This is a genomic window from Ruegeria sp. AB8 (assembly GCF_056542605.1).
On record NZ_JBQGAB010000018.1, the window covers coordinates 73,279 to 92,929 of the forward strand.

Here is a 19,651-nt window from a genome sequence, read left to right on the forward strand (position 1 = left end):
CTTTATGAGCGATAGTGACGGCAAAAAGACATTGGGTCTTCGTGGCGGGGCACGCCCCGGAAATGTGAAACAGAGTTTCAGCCACGGACGCACCAAGAATGTCGTGGTGGAAACCAAACGCAAGCGCGTGGTGGTCCCCAAGCCGGGTGCCAGCAAGCCAGGTGGCGGCGCTGCGCCGTCGGGTGATCCTTCACGTCGTCCGGCGGGCATCTCGGATGCCGAAATGGCGCGCCGCATGAAGGCATTGCAGGCCGCCAAGGCGCGGGAGGCCGACGAGGCTGCTGCCCGCGAGGCGGAAGAAAAGGCGCGTGAAGAAGAACGCGCCCGCCGCCGTGCCGAGCAAGAGGCCAAGGAACGCGAACAGCGTGAGGCCGAAGAACGTGCGCGCCAGAAGGCAGAAGACGAAGAGCGCAAGCGCAAAGAGGCGGAAGAAGCCGCCAAACGCGCTGCTGCTGCCCCGGCCCCCGAGGAACCCAAGGCGGCCCGCACCCCGGCCAGCAAGCCTGCTCCAGCGGCGACTCCGCGCAAGCAGGATCGCGAACGCGAACAACGCGGTCGCGGCAAAGGGCGTGACGACAACCGCAGGTCCGGCAAGCTGACACTGGGTCAGGCCACCGGTGGCGAAGGTAACCGTCAGCGCTCGATGGCGTCGATGAAGCGCAAGCAGGAGCGTGCGCGTCAGAAAGCCATGGGCGGCCCGGTCGAGCGCGAAAAGGTGATCCGCGACGTACAGTTGCCCGAAGCGATCATGGTTTCGGAACTGGCGAACCGTATGGCCGAGCGTGTGGCCGATGTGGTCAAATCACTGATGCAGATGGGCATGATGGTGACGCAGAACCAGACCATCGACGCCGATACAGCCGAGCTGATCATCGAAGAGTTCGGCCACAAGGTCACCCGTGTTTCCGATTCGGATGTCGAGGACGTCATCAAAGAGGTCGAAGACAGCAAAAAAGATCTGCAACCGCGTCCGCCGGTCATTACGATCATGGGTCACGTTGACCACGGTAAGACCTCGCTGCTGGACGCGATCCGCGATGCGCGGGTCGTCGCAGGCGAAGCGGGTGGCATCACCCAGCATATCGGTGCCTATCAGGTAGAAACCGATGGTGGCACGACGCTGACCTTCCTGGATACTCCGGGCCACGCGGCTTTTACCTCGATGCGCTCGCGCGGTGCCCAGGTCACGGATATCGTGGTTCTGGTGGTTGCGGCCGATGACGCGGTGATGCCGCAGACGATCGAGGCGATCAACCACGCCAAGGCGGCCGAAGTGCCGATGATCGTGGCGATCAACAAGATCGACAAACCGGACGCGAACCCGGACAAGGTCCGCACCGACCTGCTGCAACACGAAGTGATCGTCGAGAAGATGTCGGGTGAAGTTCAGGACGTCGAAGTGTCGGCCATCACCGGTCAGGGTCTGGACGAACTGCTGGAAGCCATCGCGCTGCAAGCCGAGATTCTGGAACTGAAAGCCAACCCCGACCGCGCTGCCCAGGGCGCCGTAATCGAGGCGCAGCTGGATGTGGGCCGTGGTCCTGTGGCCACTGTTCTGGTTCAGAACGGCACGCTGCGTCAGGGCGATATCTTCGTTGTGGGTGAACAGTACGGTAAGGTCCGTGCGCTGATCAACGACAAGGGCGAACGCGTCAAGGAAGCTGGCCCCTCGGTTCCGGTCGAGGTTCTGGGCCTAAATGGTACGCCCGAGGCCGGTGACGTTCTGAACGTGACCGAGACAGAAGCTCAGGCCCGTGAGATCGCAGCCTACCGCGAACAAGCCGCCAAGGACAAACGCGCCGCCGCCGGTGCCGCGACCACCCTTGAGCAACTGATGCAGAAGGCCAAGGAAGACGAGAACGTGGCCGAGTTGCCGATCCTCGTCAAAGCCGACGTGCAGGGTTCTGCCGAAGCCATCGTTCAGGCGATGGAGAAGATCGGAAACGACGAAGTGCGCGTGCGTGTACTGCACTCGGGCGTTGGTGCGATCACCGAGACGGATGTCGGCCTGGCTGAAGCCTCCGGCGCGCCGGTCTTTGGGTTCAACGTTCGTGCCAATGCGTCAGCCCGGAATACGGCGAACCAGAAGGGTGTTGAGATCCGCTATTATTCGGTGATCTATGACCTCGTTGATGACGTGAAAGCGGCCGCATCGGGTCTGCTGAGCGCCGAAATTCGCGAGAAGTTCATCGGTTACGCCGAAATCCGCGAAGTCTTCAAGGTCACCGGTGTTGGCAAGGTTGCTGGCTGTCTGGTCACCGAAGGTGTTGCCCGTCGTTCCGCAGGCGTCCGCCTGCTGCGCGACAACGTGGTGATCCACGAAGGCACGCTGAAGACGCTGAAGCGCTTCAAGGACGAAGTGGCCGAAGTCCAGTCGGGTCAGGAATGTGGTATGGCATTCGAGAACTACGATGACATCCGCCAGGGCGACGTCATCGAAATCTTTGAACGCGAAGAAGTTACCCGCACGCTGGACTGATCCAGACACAATCAGACAAAGAAAAACAGCGGCTCATTCGGGCCGCTGTTTTCGTTTTGTCATTTCAGGTCCAGTCCAGCACCACTTTGCCGGATTGACCGGATTTCATGGCCTCAAACCCTTTGGTGAAATCGTCGACGCTGAACCGATGAGTGATGACCCGGCTGACATCCAGGCCGTTCTGAAGCATGGCTATCATCTTGTACCAAGTCTCGAACATCTCGCGGCCATAGACGCCTTTGATGGTGATCGCCTTGAACACGATGCGCGACCAGTCGACCGGGGATTTGCCGGGCGGGATACCCAGAAGGGCAATCTTGCCACCCATCACCAGCGCTTCGACCATCTGATCCAGCGCGGCTTGTGAGCCTGACATTTCCAGGCCCACATCGAACCCCTGTTGCATTCCAAGCGCAGCGATAACGTCTTTCAGGTCTTCGTGACTGACATCGACGGCGCGAACCGTGGGTACGACATGTTCGGCAAGCTTCAAACGATCCGGGTTGATATCGGTGATCACCACATGCCGTGCCCCGGCATGACGGGCGACCGCGGCAGCCATGATGCCAATGGGACCCGCTCCGGTAATCAGAACGTCCTCTCCCAGCAAATCAAAGCTGAGCGCCGTGTGCACCGCATTGCCGAGCGGATCAAGGATCGCTCCGATTTCATCCGGGACGTCGTCCGGCAAGGGCACAACGTTAAAGGCGGGCAGTTTCAGGTATTGGGCAAACGCCCCCTGTTCGTTTACCCCGATGCCGCGCGTGCCGGGGTCGAGGTGAAACTTGCCTGCGCGGCTCTGGCGGCTGTCGGTTCCGATCAGATGCCCTTCCCCCGAGCAGCGCTGGCCAATCTCAAGACCCGTCACGTTGCGTCCGATCTCAACAATCTCTCCGGCAAATTCGTGACCGGTGATCATCGGCACCGGAACAGTATGCGCGGCCCATTCATCCCAGTTCCAGATATGAATATCGGTGCCGCAGATACCGGTCTTGTTGATCCTGATCAGCACCTCATCGGGGCCGATTTCCGGCACCGGAGACCGCACCATCCAAAGCCCTTCCTCGGGCCTGGACTTCTCGAGCGCTTTCATTGTGTTGGGTCGCATCAGATCACTCCCAGCTCCTTGCCGACCTTACCGAAGGCCGCCAGTGCGCTGTCCAGTTCGTCCCTTGTCAAGGCTGCATTCATCTGGGTTCTGATCCGCGCCTTTCCGCGTGGCACGACAGGAAAGAAGAAGCCCGAAACATAGACGCCTTCGTCAAACAGACGTGCGGCCATGTCCTGCGCCAACTGCGCTTCACCCAGCATCACGGGGATGATCGGGTGCTCGCCGGGAAGCAGGTCAAATCCCAGTTTTTCCAGACCCGCGCGCCAGTATTTCGCATTGCCGAATAGCTGAGCGCGCAGCATGTCGCCCTGTTCGACCAGACGGATGGCTTCAAGCCCTGCGGCGACGATGGAAGGCGGCAGCGAGTTTGAGAACAGATAGGGCCGCGCCCGCTGCCGCAGCAGGTCAATCACTGGCTGCGGCCCGGCGATATAGCCGCCGATTGCCCCCCCAAGTGCCTTGCCCAGAGTTCCCGTCAGAATGTCTACGTCGACACCGAAGTGATCCGGTGTTCCGGCACCGTTTGGCCCCATAAAGCCGGTGGCGTGGCAGTCATCTACCATGACGATGGCATCGTACTTGTCCGCCAGTTCGCGAATTTTTGGCAGGTTGGCCAGATATCCATCCATGGAAAATACGCCATCAGTGGCGATCATGACATGCCGCGCCCCGTCCTCGCGCGCCTGTTTCAGCCAGGCTTCAAGGTCGTTCATATCATTGTTCATGTAGCGATAGCGCTTCGCCTTGCACAGCCGCACGCCGTCAATGATCGACGCGTGGTTCAGACTGTCCGAGATAATGGCGTCTTCCGGGCCCAACAAAGGTTCGAACAGTCCGCCATTGGCGTCGAAACAGGCTGCAAACAGGATGGAATCGTCTTTGTTCAGGAACTTCGCCAACGCCTGTTCCAGTTCCCGGTGAATATCCTGCGTTCCACAGATGAATCGCACCGAAGCCATGCCGAACCCTTTGGGTCCCATTGCGTTCGTGGCAGCCTCGATCAGAGCGGGGTGATCGGCCAGACCCAGGTAATTGTTAGCACACAGGTTAATAACCTGCCTGTCGCCCACCGTAATCTCACCGCCCTGGGGCGAGGTGATCATTCGTTCGCGTTTGTACAGGCCTTCTGCTTCGATCTGCGCAAGGGTGTCCGTGATGTGGGACAGGAATGCATCTGCCATGGCGACCTCCGTTCATCTGAGTCGCGTTTCTAACATAGCGGACAATATTCCCAAATAGGGGAATTACAGTATGAAGGAAAAATTTCCGTGAAGGCGGAAATTTGCTGATGTCAGGCGTTTTTTACGATCAGGAAAACCCGTGCCGGGCCATCGGCGGAAATGGAATGCGCAATATCCGCTGCATACCGGGCGGTATCGCCTTGCTTCAGGTCCGAAACGGCGTTCCCCGAAATGACACGGACGGCGCCCTCCAAAACGGTTAACTGTTCCCGTGCGCCCCGCTTATGGGGCTGGCTGTTCAACGCACCGCCGTCTTCGAACTGAATATCGTAAACTTCGTGCCCACCGGCCTCTTCCGGCGGCGACAGGATGTGAATCCGGCATCGCTCGCCCATGTTATCGATACTTGGCACTTCGGTTTTCTTGAGCACCTCGATTTGATTCTTGGCTTTGGAGTCTTCCAGAAGGCCCGCAAAATCCACCTGCAGGGCGCGGGTCAGGTTCCACAGTGTCGAGATGGTCGGGCTGCTTTCGCCCCGTTCGATCTGGCTGACCATGGACCGGGAGACGCCGCTTAAGTTGGCGACCGCTTCGAGGGACAGGCCCTTGGCCCTGCGTGCCTCTTTCAGGCGGGCGGGGAGGCGTGTCAGGATATCGTCTGTGTTTTCCGTCATGACGGAATTTCATGCGCGCTGAGCGGAGCATTGTCAATTCCGTCCGTGACGGGACGTCTTGCGCGACATCATCATTCTGCGTGTGCATACTGCGGTCAAATTCAGGAGGAGTGATCCATGACCGACATCGTAATTCTCGATGGTGCCCGCACCGCGATTGGCACCTTTGGCGGGGCTCTGGCCTCGACCGCGCCGATTGATCTGGCGACTGTTGCGACCGAGGCGGCGCTGGAGCGGTCCGGTGTCGAAGGCGCGCAAATCGGGCATGTGGTGTTCGGTCATGTGATCAACACCGAGCCGCGTGACATGTATCTGTCACGGGTTGCTGCGATGCAGGCAGGAATTCCAAATGGCACCCCCGCAATGAACGTGAACCGGTTGTGCGGGTCTGGCGCGCAGGCGATCGTGTCGGCGGTGCAGTCGCTGACGTTGGGCGATGCGGAATTCGCCGTTGCAGGCGGCGCCGAAAGCATGTCGCGCAGCCCCTATATCATTCCGCAGGCGCGGTGGGGCGCAAAGATGGGTGATGTCACCTCGCTGGACATGATGCTGGGGGCACTGAACTGCCCGTTCGGAACCGGGCATATGGGTATCACCGCCGAGAACGTCGCGGACGAGCACCAGATCAGCCGTGAGCAGATGGACGCTTTTGCAATGACCAGCCAGACCCGCGCGGCGGAAGCGATCGAGGCGGGTTATTTCGAAAGCCAGATCGCGCCAGTGCAGGTCAAGGTTAAGCGCGACATGGTCGATTTCAAGGTCGATGAGCACCCGAAAGCAACCTCGCTTGAGGCGCTGTCAGGTTTGCGACCGGTGTTCAAGAAAGACGGTCGTGTTACTGCCGGAAATGCCTCGGGTATCAATGACGGGGCAGCGGCTATGGTTCTGGCGACGGCAGATGCCGCCGAGAAAGCCGGATTGAAGCCCAGGGCGCGCGTTTTGGGATATGCCCATGCCGGGGTTCGGCCCGAAGTGATGGGGATCGGACCGGTTCCGGCGGTTCAGAATCTGCTAAAGAAGACCGGGCTGTCCACCGAAGAGTTTGATGTCATTGAAAGCAATGAGGCGTTCGCTGCGCAGGCTTTGGCTGTCAATCAGGAGCTTGGGCTGGACGCATCGAAGGTTAACCCCAACGGTGGTGCGATCGCTCTGGGCCACCCGGTGGGCGCGACCGGTGCGATCATCACTTTGAAGGCCCTCTACGAGTTGGAGCGCACCGGTGGTTCCAAAGGTCTGATCACCATGTGCATTGGGGGCGGTCAGGGGATTGCCATAGCAATCGAGCGCCTTTGATCTGAGATCGGGCAGGGGGGCTGTCTGCCCCCCATCGCGCCATGGCGCGATTCCCCCCGAGGATATTTTTGGCCAGATGAAGCAGGCGGGCCGGAGTTAACCCAATACTGTAATCAAAAGCACCGCCGCCGCACCGAAAGCTGCGCCGATTGCGGCGGTCAGAAGTGACGCCACGACTTTGTTGCCTTTGGTTTCTTCCTGTTGGGTCTGCGCAATCAGCGCGTTTTCAACCAATCCAGGCAGGCGTGGGCCAAACCGGGCCAGAACCATTGCTGTCTTGCCGAAGTCCCGCATTACGGCGCGCGGGCCGATTGACTGTTTGATGTAATCTTCAACCACGGGACGCGCGACCTCCCAGATGTTCATGTGGGGGTCCAGTGACCGCGCGACGCCTTCGACCACAACCATGGTGCGTTGCAGCAGGATCAGTTCCGTCCGGGTTTCCATCCCGAACCGTTCGGTTACTTCGAACAGGTAGCTCAGCAAACGCCCCATGGAGATATGGGTAGCGTCCATACCGAAGATCGGCTCTCCGACCGCGCGCAGGGCCCGGGCGAACTCGTCAACGTCCTGATTGGCGGGGACATAGCCCGCCTCGAAATGCACTTCGGCCACGCGCTTGTAGTCGCGACGGATGAAGCCGAACAGGATCTCGGCATAGACCCGGCGGGTGTATTCGTCGATATGGCCCATGATGCCATAGTCGTAGGCAATGATGTCGCCGTTTGCCGCGACTTTCAGGTTTCCCTGATGCATGTCGGCATGAAAGTAGCCGTCGCGCAGGGCATGCAGCAAAAACAGGCGCAAGACCCGCTGGGCCAGATCGTTGCGGTTATGATCCGCGGCATCCAGAGCCTCGTTGTCGCCAAGCGGGATTCCATCTGCCCAGCTGAGCGTCATCACCCGGCGTGCGGACAACGACCAAACCACGGGCGGCAGCCAAAAGCCCGCATCATCCTTTGTGTTGGCAGCGTATTCCGAAGCAGCCGCGCTTTCCAGACGCAGGTCAAGTTCGCCGCGTACGATCCCGTCGAAATGCTCGATGACCTCCATCGGGCGCAATCGGCGCGCGCCGGGGGCAAAGAGATCAACAATGCGGGCGGCAAAATAGAAAGCGTCGACATCCTTTTTGAAGGCGCGTTCGATGCCGGGGCGAAGGACCTTGACGGCGACGTCTTCGCCCGTGCTGGTCAGTTTGGCCTTGTGAACCTGTGCGATCGAAGCGGCGGCAATCGGATCGCTGAATTCACTGAAGATTTCGGCCACCGGTTGCCCCAGTTCCTTTTCCACTTCGGCCATTGCTGCTGAGCGGGAAAAAGGGGGGAGTTTGTCCTGTAACACACGCAGCTGGCTTGCCAGTTCGTTGCCTACAACATCCGGTCGGGTCGACAGCACCTGGCCAAACTTTATGTAGGCCGGACCCAGCGCGGTCAGGGCACGCGTCGCCGGCGGCATCTTGGAATCGCCTTTGTAACCCAGCCATTGGAAGGGTTTGCCCAACGTATGCGCCAGGATGCGCACGGCACGCGGGGCTTCAAACGCATCCAGCACGACATTCATGGCACCCGTGCGCTCTAAGGTGGCGCCTGTGCGGATCAGGCGGATGATATTATGAGGGCCGCGCATAGGTCAGATCTTCCATCCGGAATGCAGCACCGCGATGCCCATGCTCAGGTTGCGGTATTTGGCATTCTCGAATCCCGCTGCGCGGACCATGTTCAAAAAGGTTTCCTGATCCGGGAATTTGCGGATCGATTCGACCAGGTACTGATAGCTGTCGTAGTCATTGGCGATCAGTTTCCCCATGCGCGGGATGACGTTGAAGCTGTAGAGGTCATAGAGCTTTTGCAACCCGTCATTGGGCAACTGGCTGAATTCCAGCACCATCAGGCGGCCACCGGGTTTGAGAACACGGAACGCTTCGTTCAACGCCTCTTGCGGGCGGGTGACGTTCCGGATCCCGAACGAGATGGTGTAGACGTCAAACGTGTTGTCCTCGAAAGGCAGTGCCATGGCATCACCGACTACCCAGTTGAGGCTGTCCGACATCTGGTCGGCTTCGGCGCGCTGGCGGCCTTCGATCAGCATCGGTTCGGTCAGATCCAGAACGGTGGCGTGGCCGTGGCCCGCGCGTTTAAGGAAGCGGAAAGAAATATCGCCCGTGCCACCCGCCACATCCAGCAGCCGCTGACCAGGGCGCGGAGCCAGCCAGTCCATCATCGCGTCTTTCCAGACACGGTGGATGCCCATCGACATGACGTCGTTCATCACGTCGTATTTCGAGGCGACCGAGTTGAACACGCCCTGTACGCGCCCGGCTTTTTCAGCCTCGCGCACGGTTTCGAACCCGAAATGTGTGGTCTTGTCGCTGTTGTCGGACATTTGCCTTGCCGTTTGTCGAATTTCGCCTCTGTTATAGGGCTCTGGAACCGGGGCACAATGCGGCCCTTTGGATTAGGAGCCGTGTAATGCCGGAATTGCCCGAGGTCGAGACAGTAAGACGCGGCCTGACCCCTGCAATGGAGGGGGTGGTGATCGAAAAGGCGGACGTGAACCGACCGGATCTGCGCTGGCCGTTTCCGGAACGCATGGCCGAGCGACTGACGGGCCAGCGGGTTGACAGGCTGCGGCGGCGGTCCAAATACATTCTGGCCGATCTTGGCAGCGGCGAGACGCTTTTGATCCATCTGGGCATGTCCGGGCGGATGACCGTCTCGGGCGATCCGCTTGGGCAGTTCGTGCACGAGCATCCGATGCCGGCAAAACACGATCACGTCGTGTTTCACATGGTCAATGGCGCGCGGGTGACCTTCAACGACCCGCGCCGGTTCGGGGCAATGGATCTGCTGCCGACGGCCACGGCCGAGGAACACAAACTTCTGTCGGTTCTGGGGCCGGAACCCTTGGGCAATGATTTTCACGAGCAACACCTGGTCGATGCGTTTCGCGGAAAGAACACGCCGGTCAAATCCGCATTGCTGGATCAGGGAATCGTTGCCGGGCTCGGCAATATTTACGTGTGCGAGGCGCTTTATCGCACCGGGGTGTCGCCACGTCGCAGGGCCGGGCAAATTTCTGCGGCGCGAGTCGCGGCGCTGGTTCCTGTTATTCGGCAGGTGCTGCAGGAGGCGATTGAGGCGGGTGGATCGTCGCTGCGGGATTTCCGCCAAGCTGATGGAGAACTTGGATATTTTCAGCACAGCTTTGACGTCTATGGCCGAGAGGGCGAGCCCTGCCGGACCGAAGGTTGTGACGCTGTGATAAGGAGAATCACCCAGTCCGGTCGCTCATCCTTCTACTGTGCGCAATGCCAAAGATAGCTTGATCCAAGTTTTTCGCGTGGTAAGGAATCGTACTTGAACGGAACAACCGGAAGCTTACATCCCATGGCTTTTGAGACGATCATCGTCGAAATCGAAGACCACGTTGCCCTTATCAAGCTCAACAGACCGGACGCGATGAATGCGCTGAACACCCAGTTGATGGGTGAGCTGTACACCGCGCTGGAAGAGGCAGATGAAAACGACAAGGTGCGCTGCATCGTCATCACCGGCTCGGAAAAGGCCTTTGCCGCGGGCGCGGATATCAAAGAGATGTCCGAGATGAGCTTTGTCGATGTCTACAGTCAAAACCTGTTTGGCGAAGCGAATGATCGCGTCTCGGCTATTCGTAAACCGATCATTGCTGCGGTGGCAGGATATGCGTTGGGTGGCGGCTGTGAACTGGCGATGCTGTGCGATTTCATCATCGCCGCTGATACTGCCAAGTTCGGCCAGCCAGAGATCAATTTGGGTGTCATTGCCGGCATCGGTGGCACGCAACGCCTGACCCGATTTGTCGGCAAGTCAAAATCGATGGACATGAACCTGACCGGGCGCTTTATGGATGCGGAGGAGGCCGAGCGTTCGGGGCTGGTCAGCCGCGTTGTTCCGGCAAAAAAGCTGATCGAAGAGGCAATAGGGGCCGCGCAGAAGATCGCGGAGAAATCGCAACTGACGGCGATGGCGGCAAAAGAGGCCGTGAACCGCAGCTATGAGTTGCCACTGAGCGAGGGAATGCTGTTTGAACGGCGCGTGTTCCACTCGATGTTTGCGACAGAAGACCAAAAAGAGGGCATGGCCGCGTTTCTGGAAAAACGCGCGGCGCAGTTCCGCGACAAGTAAGCGGTGCCCTGACCAGATCGGAACAGGCGGGCCATTGCCCGCCTTTTTCATACCTGCCTTGCGCATCAAAGAATCGGCTTGGCAAACCTCGCCAACTTGGATAGTAAGCGCCGCTATACATGCGCGTGCGGCCCGCTCGGCCCGACTCACACTCGTGATTTCTGATCCGGTGCGGATGTTTCCGTGGCGCGCAACCCTAGATAACCGTACCGAACAAAGGTCAGAAACACATGGCTAACTCGCCTCAGGCAAAGAAACGCGCACGTCAGAACGAAAAGCGTTTCGCTGTAAACAAAGCACGCCGTTCGCGCATCCGCACCTATCTGCGCAAAGTTGAAGAAGCAATCGCATCCGGCGACAAGGACGCGGCAACCGCAGCCCTGCGCGCAGCCCAGCCCGAACTGATGCGCGGTGTCACCAAAGGTGTCTTCCACAAGAACACTGCTGCCCGCAAAATGTCGCGCCTGTCGTCGCGCGTAAAAGCACTGGGCTGACGCCGGTGCCTGACCTAGCGTCAGGTAAACAAGGCTGATCCATTTCAGAAGGCGTCGCAATGTGCGGCGCCTTTTTGCTGTTGCCGATATATCGCGCCTTCACAAAACCGAGAGATTCTTTCTGCCGGATTCCTGAGTCAATATCAGAGATTCATTGCCGCCGGCCGTTCGGTCTTGTTACCACTGTTTCAGCGATTCACTCGCTTGGGGGGACAGGCTGTCCTGGCGATCGGACTGACGGGCATCAGGATGATCCATGGACGAATGTCGGCGACCGGTCTGGCCGGTTTGGCGATCTGCTTCGGGTCTCGGGAAACCGAGGTGCTCGGTCCTGTCTAAAATTGGAAGGTGATGCGTAACCTGGTTTTCGGGCGCGCTCCGGCTGTTGGAGCGTAGCAGTATCAGCGATGCGCAGAAAAAGAAAATCTAACCGCCGATCTATTTGGTTCGGCGCAAGGGTGCCTTTTGCGTGAGTGAACGCCCAGAAGACCGGGTGATCCGGACAAATTCAAAAAAAGGCCTGAAGGCCTATAAAGAATGGGATGCGTGAGGCGCTGAATGACACAAGAGAAATGGGGACTGCTGCGTAAAAAGTTGCTGAAGGTTGTTGGCCGGAACAACTACACCACCTGGATCGAACCTCTTGAATTTCAGGAGTTGGAGGACGGTGTAGCGGTGTTTTCGGTGCCGACGAATTTCATGGGCAACTACGTGAGTCAGAATTTTGCGGATCTCATTCTCTATGAACTGAACACCTCCGGTGAACCGGTGGAGCGTCTGGCCTTTCGCGTCGCGGCCAATTCGCCCGCGCGGCCGGCAGTGGAACCCGCTACGGCAGCGCGGGAAATGGCGGAACCCAAAAGGGTCGATCCATCCTATCAGGAGGATGGCAATGGTGCCCTGGATTCGCTGCAGGCGGCACCGTTGGATGCGCGCTTTACGTTTGACAGCTTTGTGGTCGGCAAGCCCAACGAACTGGCCCATGCCGCGGCGCGCCGGGTTGCAGAAGGCGGGCCGGTTACTTTCAATCCGCTGGTCCTTTACGGCGGCGTCGGGCTGGGTAAAACACACCTGATGCACGCCATCGCCTGGGAGCTAAAAACCAAGCGCCCTGAGTTGAATGTGCTCTATCTGTCGGCCGAACAGTTCATGTACCGCTTTGTACAGGCTCTGCGCGAGCGCCGGATGATGGATTTCAAACATCTCTTCCGGTCGGTTGATGTGCTCATGGTCGACGATGTCCAGTTCATCGCGGGCAAGGATTCAACTCAGGAAGAGTTCTTTCACACTTTCAACGCCTTGGTGGATCAGAATAAGCAGATTATCATCTCGGCCGATCGCGCCCCGGGCGAAATCAAGGATCTGGAGGACCGTGTGAAGTCGCGTCTGCAATGCGGCCTGGTCGTCGACCTGCACCCCACCGACTACGAATTGCGCCTTGGTATCCTGCAGAACAAGGTACAGCAGTATAGCAGCACATATCCGGATCTGACCATCGCGGACGGTGTTCTGGAATTCCTCGCACACCGCATCTCAACCAATGTACGCGTGCTTGAAGGGGCTTTGACACGTCTCTTTGCGTTTGCCTCGCTGGTGGGGCGTGAGATCGATATGGAACTGACTCAGGATTGTCTGGCCGACGTCCTGCGCGCGTCCGAGCGTAAGATCACCGTTGAAGAGATTCAGAGGAAAGTATCGGACTACTACAACATTCGCTTGTCCGACATCATCGGTCCGAAACGCCTGCGTTCATACGCGCGTCCGCGTCAGGTTGCGATGTATCTGTGCAAGCAGCTGACCAGCCGCTCGTTGCCCGAGATCGGCCGCCGCTTTGGCGGGCGTGACCACACCACGGTCATGCATGGCGTCAAGCGGATCGAAGAGTTGAAGCTGACCGACGGTCAGATCGCGGAAGACGTTGAAATGCTGCGGCGGTCTCTGGAAGCCTGATTGCAACCCAAGCCCTTCATCAACGCCCCGGTTCACCAGGTCCGGGGCGTAATCATGTGCGCTATTGTCCACGCCTGGCCTGGAACTGTGCTTTGGAAACCACGCGGCCCTTGACGTGTTGGGCAATCCGACCCAGAAAACCATAAAAAATCCTTGTGCCTCAGGGTGGAACCGCTAACGTGCCAGTCCCGCCCATGTCGGCACAGAAGTCAGAGGAATTGAGGGTATGAAGATCAGCATCGAACGCGGCACCCTTCTCAAGGCCGTTTCGCAGGCCCAATCCGTTGTGGAACGCCGCAACACAATTCCGATTCTGGCCAATGTGCTGATCGAGGCTGAAGGCAACCAGGTGCAGTTCCGCGCCACCGATCTGGATATCGAAGTGGTGGACAAGGCCCCTGCGCAGGTTGAAAAAGCCGGGGCGACCACGGTGGCGGCAACGACCCTGCACGAGATCGTGCGCAAGTTGCCCGACGGCGCGCTGGTCACGTTGACGGCTGACAGTGCTGCGGGTCGCCTGACGGTTGAGGCCGGGAGATCCAACTTCTCGCTGGCGACATTGCCGAAAGAAGATTTTCCGGTGATGGCTTCTTCGGAGTACCAGTCGAATTTCACAGCTTCCGCAGCATTGCTGCGCCGGTTGTTCGACAAGTCCAAATTCGCCATTTCGACTGAAGAAACCCGGTACTACCTGAACGGTGTTTACATGCATGTGGCGGATGGGTCCGAGGGCGGCAAGGTTCTGCGCTGCGTGGCCACCGATGGACACAGGCTGGCGCGCATTGACGCCGACCTGCCGGATGGGGCGGCGGGTATGCCGGGCGTCATCGTGCCGCGCAAGACCGTGGGCGAATTGCGCAAGCTGCTGGACGATGACGAGATGGATATCGCTGTCTCGGTCAGTGAAACCAAGGTGCGGTTCGCGACGCCGGATATCACGCTGACCTCAAAAGTGATCGATGGCACTTTCCCCGACTACACCCGTGTCATTCCGCAGGGGAACACTCGCAAGTTGGAAGTCGACGCTGCCGAATTCGCGCAGGCCGTGGACCGTGTTGCAACCGTTTCATCAGAGCGGTCGCGGGCGGTAAAGCTGCAGCTGGATGCGGACAAGCTGGTCCTGTCGGTGAACGCGCCGGATAGCGGTGCGGCCGAGGAAGAACTGGCCGTAGCCTATGGCGACGAGCGGCTGGAGATCGGGTTCAACGCGAAGTACCTGCTGGAGATCGCTAGCCAAGTGGATCGCGAGAATGCGGTGTTCATGTTCAATTCGGCTGGAGACCCGACGCTGATGCGTGAAGGCAATGACCAGAGCGCGGTTTACGTTGTCATGCCGATGCGTGTCTGATCGCGCTGGCGCGCGATGCCTCCGGCGGGAGTATTTTTGAAAAGATGAAGGGAGGGGTCATGGCTTTGGCCCTGACCGAACTTACGGTCTCGCATTTCCGGTCCCACAAACTGGCGCGTTTGTCTTTGGATGGGCGGCCCGTGGCGATCCATGGACCGAACGGGGCCGGCAAGACCAATATCCTAGAAGCGGTTTCACTGTTTTCGCCGGGTCGTGGAATGCGACGGGCGAGCGCGGCAGAGATGACGCGGCGACCCGAGGCGCTGGGCTGGAAGCTGTCCGGGCTGTTGCAGGCGCAGGGACAGCGATACGAGATTGAGACCTGGTCGGAAGGTGGTGCGGCGCGGCAGGTTCGGATTGACGACAAGGCCGCCAGTCAGATCGATCTGGGCAAGCTGGCGCGGGTGGTCTGGCTGATTCCGTCGATGGATCGGTTGTGGATCGAGGGCGCCGAAGGGCGGCGCCGGTTCTTGGACCGGATCGCGCTGAGTTTCGACCCAAGCCATGCCGAGGCATCGTTGATCTACGAAAAATCCATGCGGGAACGGAATCGCTTGCTGAAGGAGCAGGCGAGGGATGCCCATTGGTATGCCGCCGTGGAAGGTCAGATGGCGGAGATGGGGCACCGGATAAATGTGGCCCGGTTATCGGCGCTGGACCATCTGCGGGCAGCGCAGGATCAGGCAGAAACGGCATTTCCGTCTGCTGAACTGGAGCTGGTGCAGACCGAAGGGACGATGCCCGGGACGGCGGAAGACTTGCGTTACGCATTGAATGAAAGCCGCTTTCGCGATTTGGCGGCGGGGCGGACTTTGGTTGGGCCGCATCGGTCGGATCTGTATGGGGCGTATGCGGCCAAGGGCGTGCCTGCCAGGGATTGTTCAACCGGCGAGCAGAAGGCGCTTTTGGTTTCGCTGATCCTGTCCAACGCGCGGGCGTTGGCCGGGATGGTGGGTGCGCCGCCGATCGTGTTGCTGGATGAAGTTGCCGCCCATCTGGATGCCGACCGACGGGCCGCGCTTTATGATGAGATCTGCGCACTTGGTGCTCAGGCCTGGATGACGGGCACCGGGCCTGAGTTGTTTGCGGAATTGGGTGAGAGGGCCCAGACGCTGGTTGTCACGGAAGGCGACGAAGGCTCGGTCGTGACGCCTTAGGCGGGTTCGCTGACCTTGCGTTCCCAAAGGAAGCCGCGCATGACTTCATCCACAGGTGTTTTAGCCATGTGATTGACGTAGTTCGACATGGTCTTCTGAGCCAGACCCAGTACCACGTCTAGAACAGCACGGTGTGAGTAGCCCGAATCAAAGAAGGTTTGCAATTGCGCCTCGGCGACGTTGCCGCGGGTTTGCATCATTTGCAGGGTAAAGGTGCGCAGTGCTTCGAGTTTGGCATTGGGCAGCGGGGTTTCGTTGCGAAGCGCTTCGGTGATCTCATCCGAAACCTTCATCATCTTCGCGATGCCGGTATGAGCGGGCACACAGTAGTGGCACTCATTTTCAACATTGATGGTCTGCCAGACGACGGTTTTCTCGTCATTGTCGAAATCGGTCTGCATGAACAGGCCGTGCAGGACCTGATAACCTTCCAGATGCTGGGGGCTTTCAGCCATCACCTTGTGCAGGCCGGGCAAGCGGCCAAACGCGGCCTGGGATTTCTCGAGAAGCGGTTTGGATCCTTCTGGTGCGGATTCGAGGTCGTGGGAGGGGAAGTTGGCCATGTCGGAACTCCTGTCTTCTGGCGACTGAGTCCGAAATAGTCTTTCTTGAGTGATCACTCAAGTATATATTTGAGCGAACGTTCAAGAATTGGTGAAGCAAATGCCCCGCAAACCCGCATATGACCGAGACGCTCTGATCGCGAAGGCCAGGGATATTTTTTGGCGTCAGGGCTGGGCCGGGACGTCGCTGAAGGATCTGGAACGCGAACTTGGCCTCAAGCCGGGCAGTTTTTATGCGGCATTTGGGTCCAAGGATGCGCTTTATGCGCTGACGCTTGAACGGTACGCGCAGGATGGTGTGGCACGCCTTATGGCGCTGGCCGAGGAATTAGGGCCGCTTGAAGCATTAAAGGCGCAGCCACGGATCGTGATCGATTCTGCCCAGATGCCTGCAAGGGCCTGCATGTTGGCCAAAACCTACGCCGAGTTGCAGTCGAAGGATCACGAACTGGCCGAAAAGGCGAGCCGTCATATGGCGGATATGAAAGTGTGTTTTGCAACGCTGTTTCGCCGCGCGCAGGAGGCCGGAGAAATCGGCGCGGATCGTGATCCGGGCCGTCTTGCGGCGCGGTATCAATCCGACCTGTTGGGGCTGCGTTTGTCGGCCGAGCGCAGTGATGTGAATGCCCTGGAAATCGCGGCGGATATCGCGGCGGATATCGACCGGCTTTGATCTGCTGAAAAAACCAAGTTCCGCCACAAAATGTGGGGGGATCGCGTGACATTCCCCACCAGAAAACGTATAAGTTACCAAAATAATATAGGTACTAACGGCATGTCCGAAGACGCACAGGCACCACAAGAATACGGCGCGGATTCTATCAAGGTTCTCAAAGGCTTAGAAGCCGTCCGCAAGCGCCCCGGCATGTATATCGGTGACACCGATGATGGCTCGGGTCTGCACCACATGGTGTACGAAGTTGTCGATAATGGAATTGACGAAGCTCTGGCCGGTCATGCCGATCATGTGACCGTAAAAATTCACGCCGATTCCAGCGTTTCGGTCAGCGATAACGGGCGTGGGATTCCGGTCGATATCCACCCCGAAGAAGGCGTGTCTGCCGCCGAAGTCATCATGACCCAGTTGCACGCGGGCGGTAAGTTCGACAGCAACTCGTACAAGGTGTCGGGTGGTCTGCACGGCGTGGGCGTATCGGTGGTAAACGCGTTGTCCGACTGGCTGGAACTGCGGGTCTGGCGCAACGGAAACGAACATATTGCCCGGTTTGAAGGGGGCGAGACAGCAGAGCATCTGAAAGTCGTGGCCGAGTGTGGTGGCCGCACCGGGACAGAGGTGCGGTTCCTGGCTTCGACCAATACGTTTTCGAACCTGGAGTATTCCTTCGAGACGCTGGAAAAGCGCCTGCGCGAACTGGCCTTCCTGAACTCGGGCGTGCGGATCATCCTGATCGACGAACGTCCGGCGGAGCGGCTTGAGACCGAACTGTTCTATGAGGGCGGCGTAAAAGAATTCGTCAAATACCTGGACCGTTCGAAAACTGCTGCGATGCCCGAGCCGATCTATATCAAGGGCGAGCGCGATGATATCGGTGTCGAAATTGCCATGTGGTGGAATGACAGCTACCACGAGACGGTTCTGCCCTTCACCAACAACATCCCGCAGCGCGATGGCGGGACACATGTGGCCGGATTCCGGGGCGCGCTAACCCGGACGATCAACAACTACGCGCAGTCCAGCGGGATCGCCAAGAAGGAAAAGGTCAGCTTTACCGGCGACGACGCGCGCGAAGGCCTGACCTGTGTGTTGTCGGTGAAAGTCCCCGATCCGAAGTTCTCGTCCCAGACCAAGGACAAACTGGTGTCGTCTGAAGTGCGCCCGGCGGTCGAAAGTCTGATGAACGAAAAGCTGGCCGAATGGTTCGAAGAAAACCCGAACGAGGCCAAGACCATCGTAGGCAAAATCATCGAGGCTGCTCTGGCGCGCGAGGCCGCTCGCAAGGCCCGCGAACTGACCCGTCGCAAAACGGCGATGGACGTGAACTATCTGGCGGGCAAGCTAAAGGATTGCTCCGAGAAAGATCCGTCCAAGACCGAAGTCTTCCTCGTCGAGGGGGACTCGGCTGGCGGTTCTGCTCAGACGGGCCGGGATCGTCTGACGCAGGCCGTTCTGCCCTTGCGCGGGAAGATCCTGAACGTCGAGCGTGCCCGGTTCGACCGGATGCTGTCTTCTCAGGAAATCGGCAACCTCGTCATGGCGCTGGGCACTGGTATTGGCCGCGATGAGTTCAATATCGAAAAGCTGCGCTACCACAAGATCGTCATCATGACCGATGCCGACGTGGACGGCGCGCATATCCGAACCCTGCTGCTGACCTTCTTCTATCGGCAGATGCCGGAGCTGATCGAGGGCGGGTATCTCTATATCGCGCAGCCGCCGCTATACAAGGTTTCGCGTGGTAAATCAGAAGTTTACCTGAAGGATCAGGCGGCACTGGATGACTATCTGATCAACCAGGGCGTCGAAGGTGCGGTTCTGAAACTGGGCTCGGGCGAAGAGATCGTAGGCCAGGATCTGACCCGGGTGGTCGATGAAGCACGGCAGTTGAAACGTGTGCTGGATGCGTTTCCGACCCACTACCCGCGCCATATACTGGAACAAGCTGCCGTTGCCGGGGCCTTTGTGCCGGGCGCGGTTGATGCCGACCTGCAAGGCGTGGCCGACAAGGTCGCCGCCCGTCTGGACCTGATCGCGCTTGAATATGAACGAGGGTGGCAGGGCCGGATCACGCAGGACCACGGCATTCGGCTGGCCCGCATACTGCGCGGTGTCGAAGAAGTGCGCACGCTGGATGGCCCCATGCTGCGTTCGGGCGAGGCGCGCAAAACAGGCAGCTTCACACAAAGCCTGCAAGAGGTTTACAACACCCCCGCGACCCTGATCCGCCGGGACCGTATGCAATCGATTCACGGTCCACTGGACCTGCTGCGCGCAATTCTGGAAGAAGGCGAAAAGGGCCTGTCGCTGCAACGGTACAAAGGTTTGGGTGAAATGAACCCCGACCAGCTTTGGGAAACAACGCTGGACCCCGACGCACGCACACTGTTGCAGGTGCGGGTGGATGATATGGTCGAGGCGGATGATCTGTTTACCAAACTGATGGGCGACGTGGTCGAACCGCGGCGGGAGTTCATCCAGAAAAACGCGCTGAGTGTTGAAAACTTGGATTTCTAGTCATGTGTAGGGACGCGCACAAACCTTCACGCACCCCATAAGTTT

At 58.9% G+C, this 19,651-nt stretch carries 16 protein-coding genes; 10 read left to right on the forward strand and 6 right to left on the reverse strand.

Going from position 1 to position 19,651, the window contains the following annotated elements:
- Positions 1 to 4: 4 nt before the first annotated feature.
- Positions 5 to 2,479, forward strand: coding sequence for a translation initiation factor IF-2 (gene infB / locus ACR0CG_RS18045; RefSeq protein ID WP_480526622.1), 2,475 nt, complete (start codon positions 5 to 7; stop codon positions 2,477 to 2,479).
- A gap of 64 nt (positions 2,480 to 2,543) precedes the next feature.
- On the opposite strand, the gene tdh is transcribed toward infB, so the two are convergent.
- From tdh to ACR0CG_RS18060, 3 genes are all read right to left on the reverse strand, one after another.
- A complete protein-coding gene (tdh, locus tag ACR0CG_RS18050) occupies positions 2,544 to 3,572 on the reverse strand; it encodes an L-threonine 3-dehydrogenase (RefSeq protein WP_480526656.1) in 1,029 nt (342 codons plus the stop codon).
- Positions 3,573 to 3,586: 14 nt separating this feature from the next.
- On the reverse strand, positions 3,587 to 4,771 hold the full coding sequence (locus tag ACR0CG_RS18055; protein WP_321250517.1) for a glycine C-acetyltransferase: 1,185 nt from the start codon (positions 4,769 to 4,771) through the stop codon (positions 3,587 to 3,589).
- 110 nt (positions 4,772 to 4,881) lie between these two features.
- Complete coding sequence (locus tag ACR0CG_RS18060; protein WP_480526623.1) at positions 4,882 to 5,445, reverse strand: helix-turn-helix domain-containing protein; 564 nt, start codon at positions 5,443 to 5,445, stop codon at positions 4,882 to 4,884.
- 117 nt (positions 5,446 to 5,562) lie between these two features.
- Between ACR0CG_RS18060 and ACR0CG_RS18065 the strand changes: the two genes are divergently transcribed.
- Positions 5,563 to 6,738, forward strand: coding sequence for an acetyl-CoA C-acyltransferase family protein (locus ACR0CG_RS18065; RefSeq protein ID WP_480526625.1), 1,176 nt, complete (start codon positions 5,563 to 5,565; stop codon positions 6,736 to 6,738).
- A gap of 96 nt (positions 6,739 to 6,834) precedes the next feature.
- On the opposite strand, the gene ubiB is transcribed toward ACR0CG_RS18065, so the two are convergent.
- The gene (ubiB, locus tag ACR0CG_RS18070) at positions 6,835 to 8,364 is read right to left on the reverse strand and encodes a 2-polyprenylphenol 6-hydroxylase (protein ID WP_480526626.1); all 1,530 of its coding nucleotides are present in this window, start codon (positions 8,362 to 8,364) and stop codon (positions 6,835 to 6,837) included.
- A 3-nt stretch (positions 8,365 to 8,367) separates the two neighbouring features.
- Positions 8,368 to 9,120 (reverse strand): bifunctional demethylmenaquinone methyltransferase/2-methoxy-6-polyprenyl-1,4-benzoquinol methylase UbiE, encoded by a 753-nt coding sequence (gene ubiE / locus ACR0CG_RS18075; protein ID WP_480526628.1) that lies wholly within the window; start codon positions 9,118 to 9,120, stop codon positions 8,368 to 8,370.
- 86 nt (positions 9,121 to 9,206) lie between these two features.
- Here ubiE and mutM point away from each other — a divergent pair, with 86 nt between their 5' ends.
- From mutM to recF, 6 genes are all read left to right on the forward strand, one after another.
- Complete coding sequence (gene mutM, locus ACR0CG_RS18080) at positions 9,207 to 10,058, forward strand: bifunctional DNA-formamidopyrimidine glycosylase/DNA-(apurinic or apyrimidinic site) lyase (RefSeq protein ID WP_170805855.1); 852 nt, start codon at positions 9,207 to 9,209, stop codon at positions 10,056 to 10,058.
- A 66-nt stretch (positions 10,059 to 10,124) separates the two neighbouring features.
- Entirely contained in the window at positions 10,125 to 10,901 is a 777-nt protein-coding gene (locus ACR0CG_RS18085; RefSeq protein ID WP_170681949.1) for an enoyl-CoA hydratase, read from the forward strand.
- A gap of 230 nt (positions 10,902 to 11,131) precedes the next feature.
- The gene (rpsT, locus tag ACR0CG_RS18090; protein ID WP_170575014.1) at positions 11,132 to 11,395 is read left to right on the forward strand and encodes a 30S ribosomal protein S20; all 264 of its coding nucleotides are present in this window, start codon (positions 11,132 to 11,134) and stop codon (positions 11,393 to 11,395) included.
- Positions 11,396 to 11,953: 558 nt separating this feature from the next.
- Positions 11,954 to 13,345 carry a chromosomal replication initiator protein DnaA gene (gene dnaA, locus ACR0CG_RS18095; protein ID WP_480526630.1) on the forward strand — a complete coding sequence of 464 codons (1,392 nt, stop codon included), beginning with the start codon at positions 11,954 to 11,956 and terminating at the stop codon, positions 13,343 to 13,345.
- A gap of 226 nt (positions 13,346 to 13,571) precedes the next feature.
- Positions 13,572 to 14,693, forward strand: coding sequence for a DNA polymerase III subunit beta (dnaN, locus tag ACR0CG_RS18100; protein ID WP_170615475.1), 1,122 nt, complete (start codon positions 13,572 to 13,574; stop codon positions 14,691 to 14,693).
- Positions 14,694 to 14,752: 59 nt separating this feature from the next.
- Positions 14,753 to 15,850 (forward strand): DNA replication/repair protein RecF, encoded by a 1,098-nt coding sequence (recF, locus tag ACR0CG_RS18105; RefSeq protein ID WP_480526632.1) that lies wholly within the window; start codon positions 14,753 to 14,755, stop codon positions 15,848 to 15,850.
- Here recF and ACR0CG_RS18110 read toward each other — a convergent pair.
- Positions 15,847 to 16,413 carry a carboxymuconolactone decarboxylase family protein gene (locus tag ACR0CG_RS18110; protein WP_480526634.1) on the reverse strand — a complete coding sequence of 189 codons (567 nt, stop codon included), beginning with the start codon at positions 16,411 to 16,413 and terminating at the stop codon, positions 15,847 to 15,849. The two genes, recF and ACR0CG_RS18110, sit on opposite strands and share 4 nt — an antisense overlap.
- Before the next feature lie 100 nt (positions 16,414 to 16,513).
- On the opposite strand from ACR0CG_RS18110, the gene ACR0CG_RS18115 reads away from it, so the two are divergent.
- Positions 16,514 to 17,086 (forward strand): TetR/AcrR family transcriptional regulator, encoded by a 573-nt coding sequence (locus ACR0CG_RS18115; RefSeq protein ID WP_480526636.1) that lies wholly within the window; start codon positions 16,514 to 16,516, stop codon positions 17,084 to 17,086.
- A gap of 102 nt (positions 17,087 to 17,188) precedes the next feature.
- Positions 17,189 to 19,606 (forward strand): DNA topoisomerase (ATP-hydrolyzing) subunit B, encoded by a 2,418-nt coding sequence (gene gyrB / locus ACR0CG_RS18120; protein WP_480526637.1) that lies wholly within the window; start codon positions 17,189 to 17,191, stop codon positions 19,604 to 19,606.
- The last annotated feature ends 45 nt before the right edge of the window (positions 19,607 to 19,651 follow it).

Bases quoted from the DNA above. Each gene is read 5' to 3' on its own strand.
- dnaN (WP_170615475.1), top strand. From the start codon at position 13,572: ATGAAGATCAGCATCGAACGCGGCACCCTTCTCAAGGCCGTTTCGCAG.
- ACR0CG_RS18115 (WP_480526636.1), top strand. From the start codon at position 16,514: ATGCCCCGCAAACCCGCATATGACCGAGACGCTCTGATCGCGAAGGCC.
- ACR0CG_RS18110 (WP_480526634.1), bottom strand. From the start codon at position 16,413: ATGGCCAACTTCCCCTCCCACGACCTCGAATCCGCACCAGAAGGATCC.
- dnaA (WP_480526630.1), top strand. From the start codon at position 11,954: ATGACACAAGAGAAATGGGGACTGCTGCGTAAAAAGTTGCTGAAGGTT.
- ACR0CG_RS18085 (WP_170681949.1), top strand. From the start codon at position 10,125: ATGGCTTTTGAGACGATCATCGTCGAAATCGAAGACCACGTTGCCCTT.
- ACR0CG_RS18065 (WP_480526625.1), top strand. From the start codon at position 5,563: ATGACCGACATCGTAATTCTCGATGGTGCCCGCACCGCGATTGGCACC.
- ubiE (WP_480526628.1), bottom strand. From the start codon at position 9,120: ATGTCCGACAACAGCGACAAGACCACACATTTCGGGTTCGAAACCGTG.
- ACR0CG_RS18060 (WP_480526623.1), bottom strand. From the start codon at position 5,445: ATGACGGAAAACACAGACGATATCCTGACACGCCTCCCCGCCCGCCTG.
- recF (WP_480526632.1), top strand. From the start codon at position 14,753: ATGGCTTTGGCCCTGACCGAACTTACGGTCTCGCATTTCCGGTCCCAC.
- mutM (WP_170805855.1), top strand. From the start codon at position 9,207: ATGCCGGAATTGCCCGAGGTCGAGACAGTAAGACGCGGCCTGACCCCT.
- tdh (WP_480526656.1), bottom strand. From the start codon at position 3,572: ATGAAAGCGCTCGAGAAGTCCAGGCCCGAGGAAGGGCTTTGGATGGTG.
- ubiB (WP_480526626.1), bottom strand. From the start codon at position 8,364: ATGCGCGGCCCTCATAATATCATCCGCCTGATCCGCACAGGCGCCACC.
- gyrB (WP_480526637.1), top strand. From the start codon at position 17,189: ATGTCCGAAGACGCACAGGCACCACAAGAATACGGCGCGGATTCTATC.
- infB (WP_480526622.1), top strand. From the start codon at position 5: ATGAGCGATAGTGACGGCAAAAAGACATTGGGTCTTCGTGGCGGGGCA.
- ACR0CG_RS18055 (WP_321250517.1), bottom strand. From the start codon at position 4,771: ATGGCAGATGCATTCCTGTCCCACATCACGGACACCCTTGCGCAGATC.
- rpsT (WP_170575014.1), top strand. From the start codon at position 11,132: ATGGCTAACTCGCCTCAGGCAAAGAAACGCGCACGTCAGAACGAAAAG.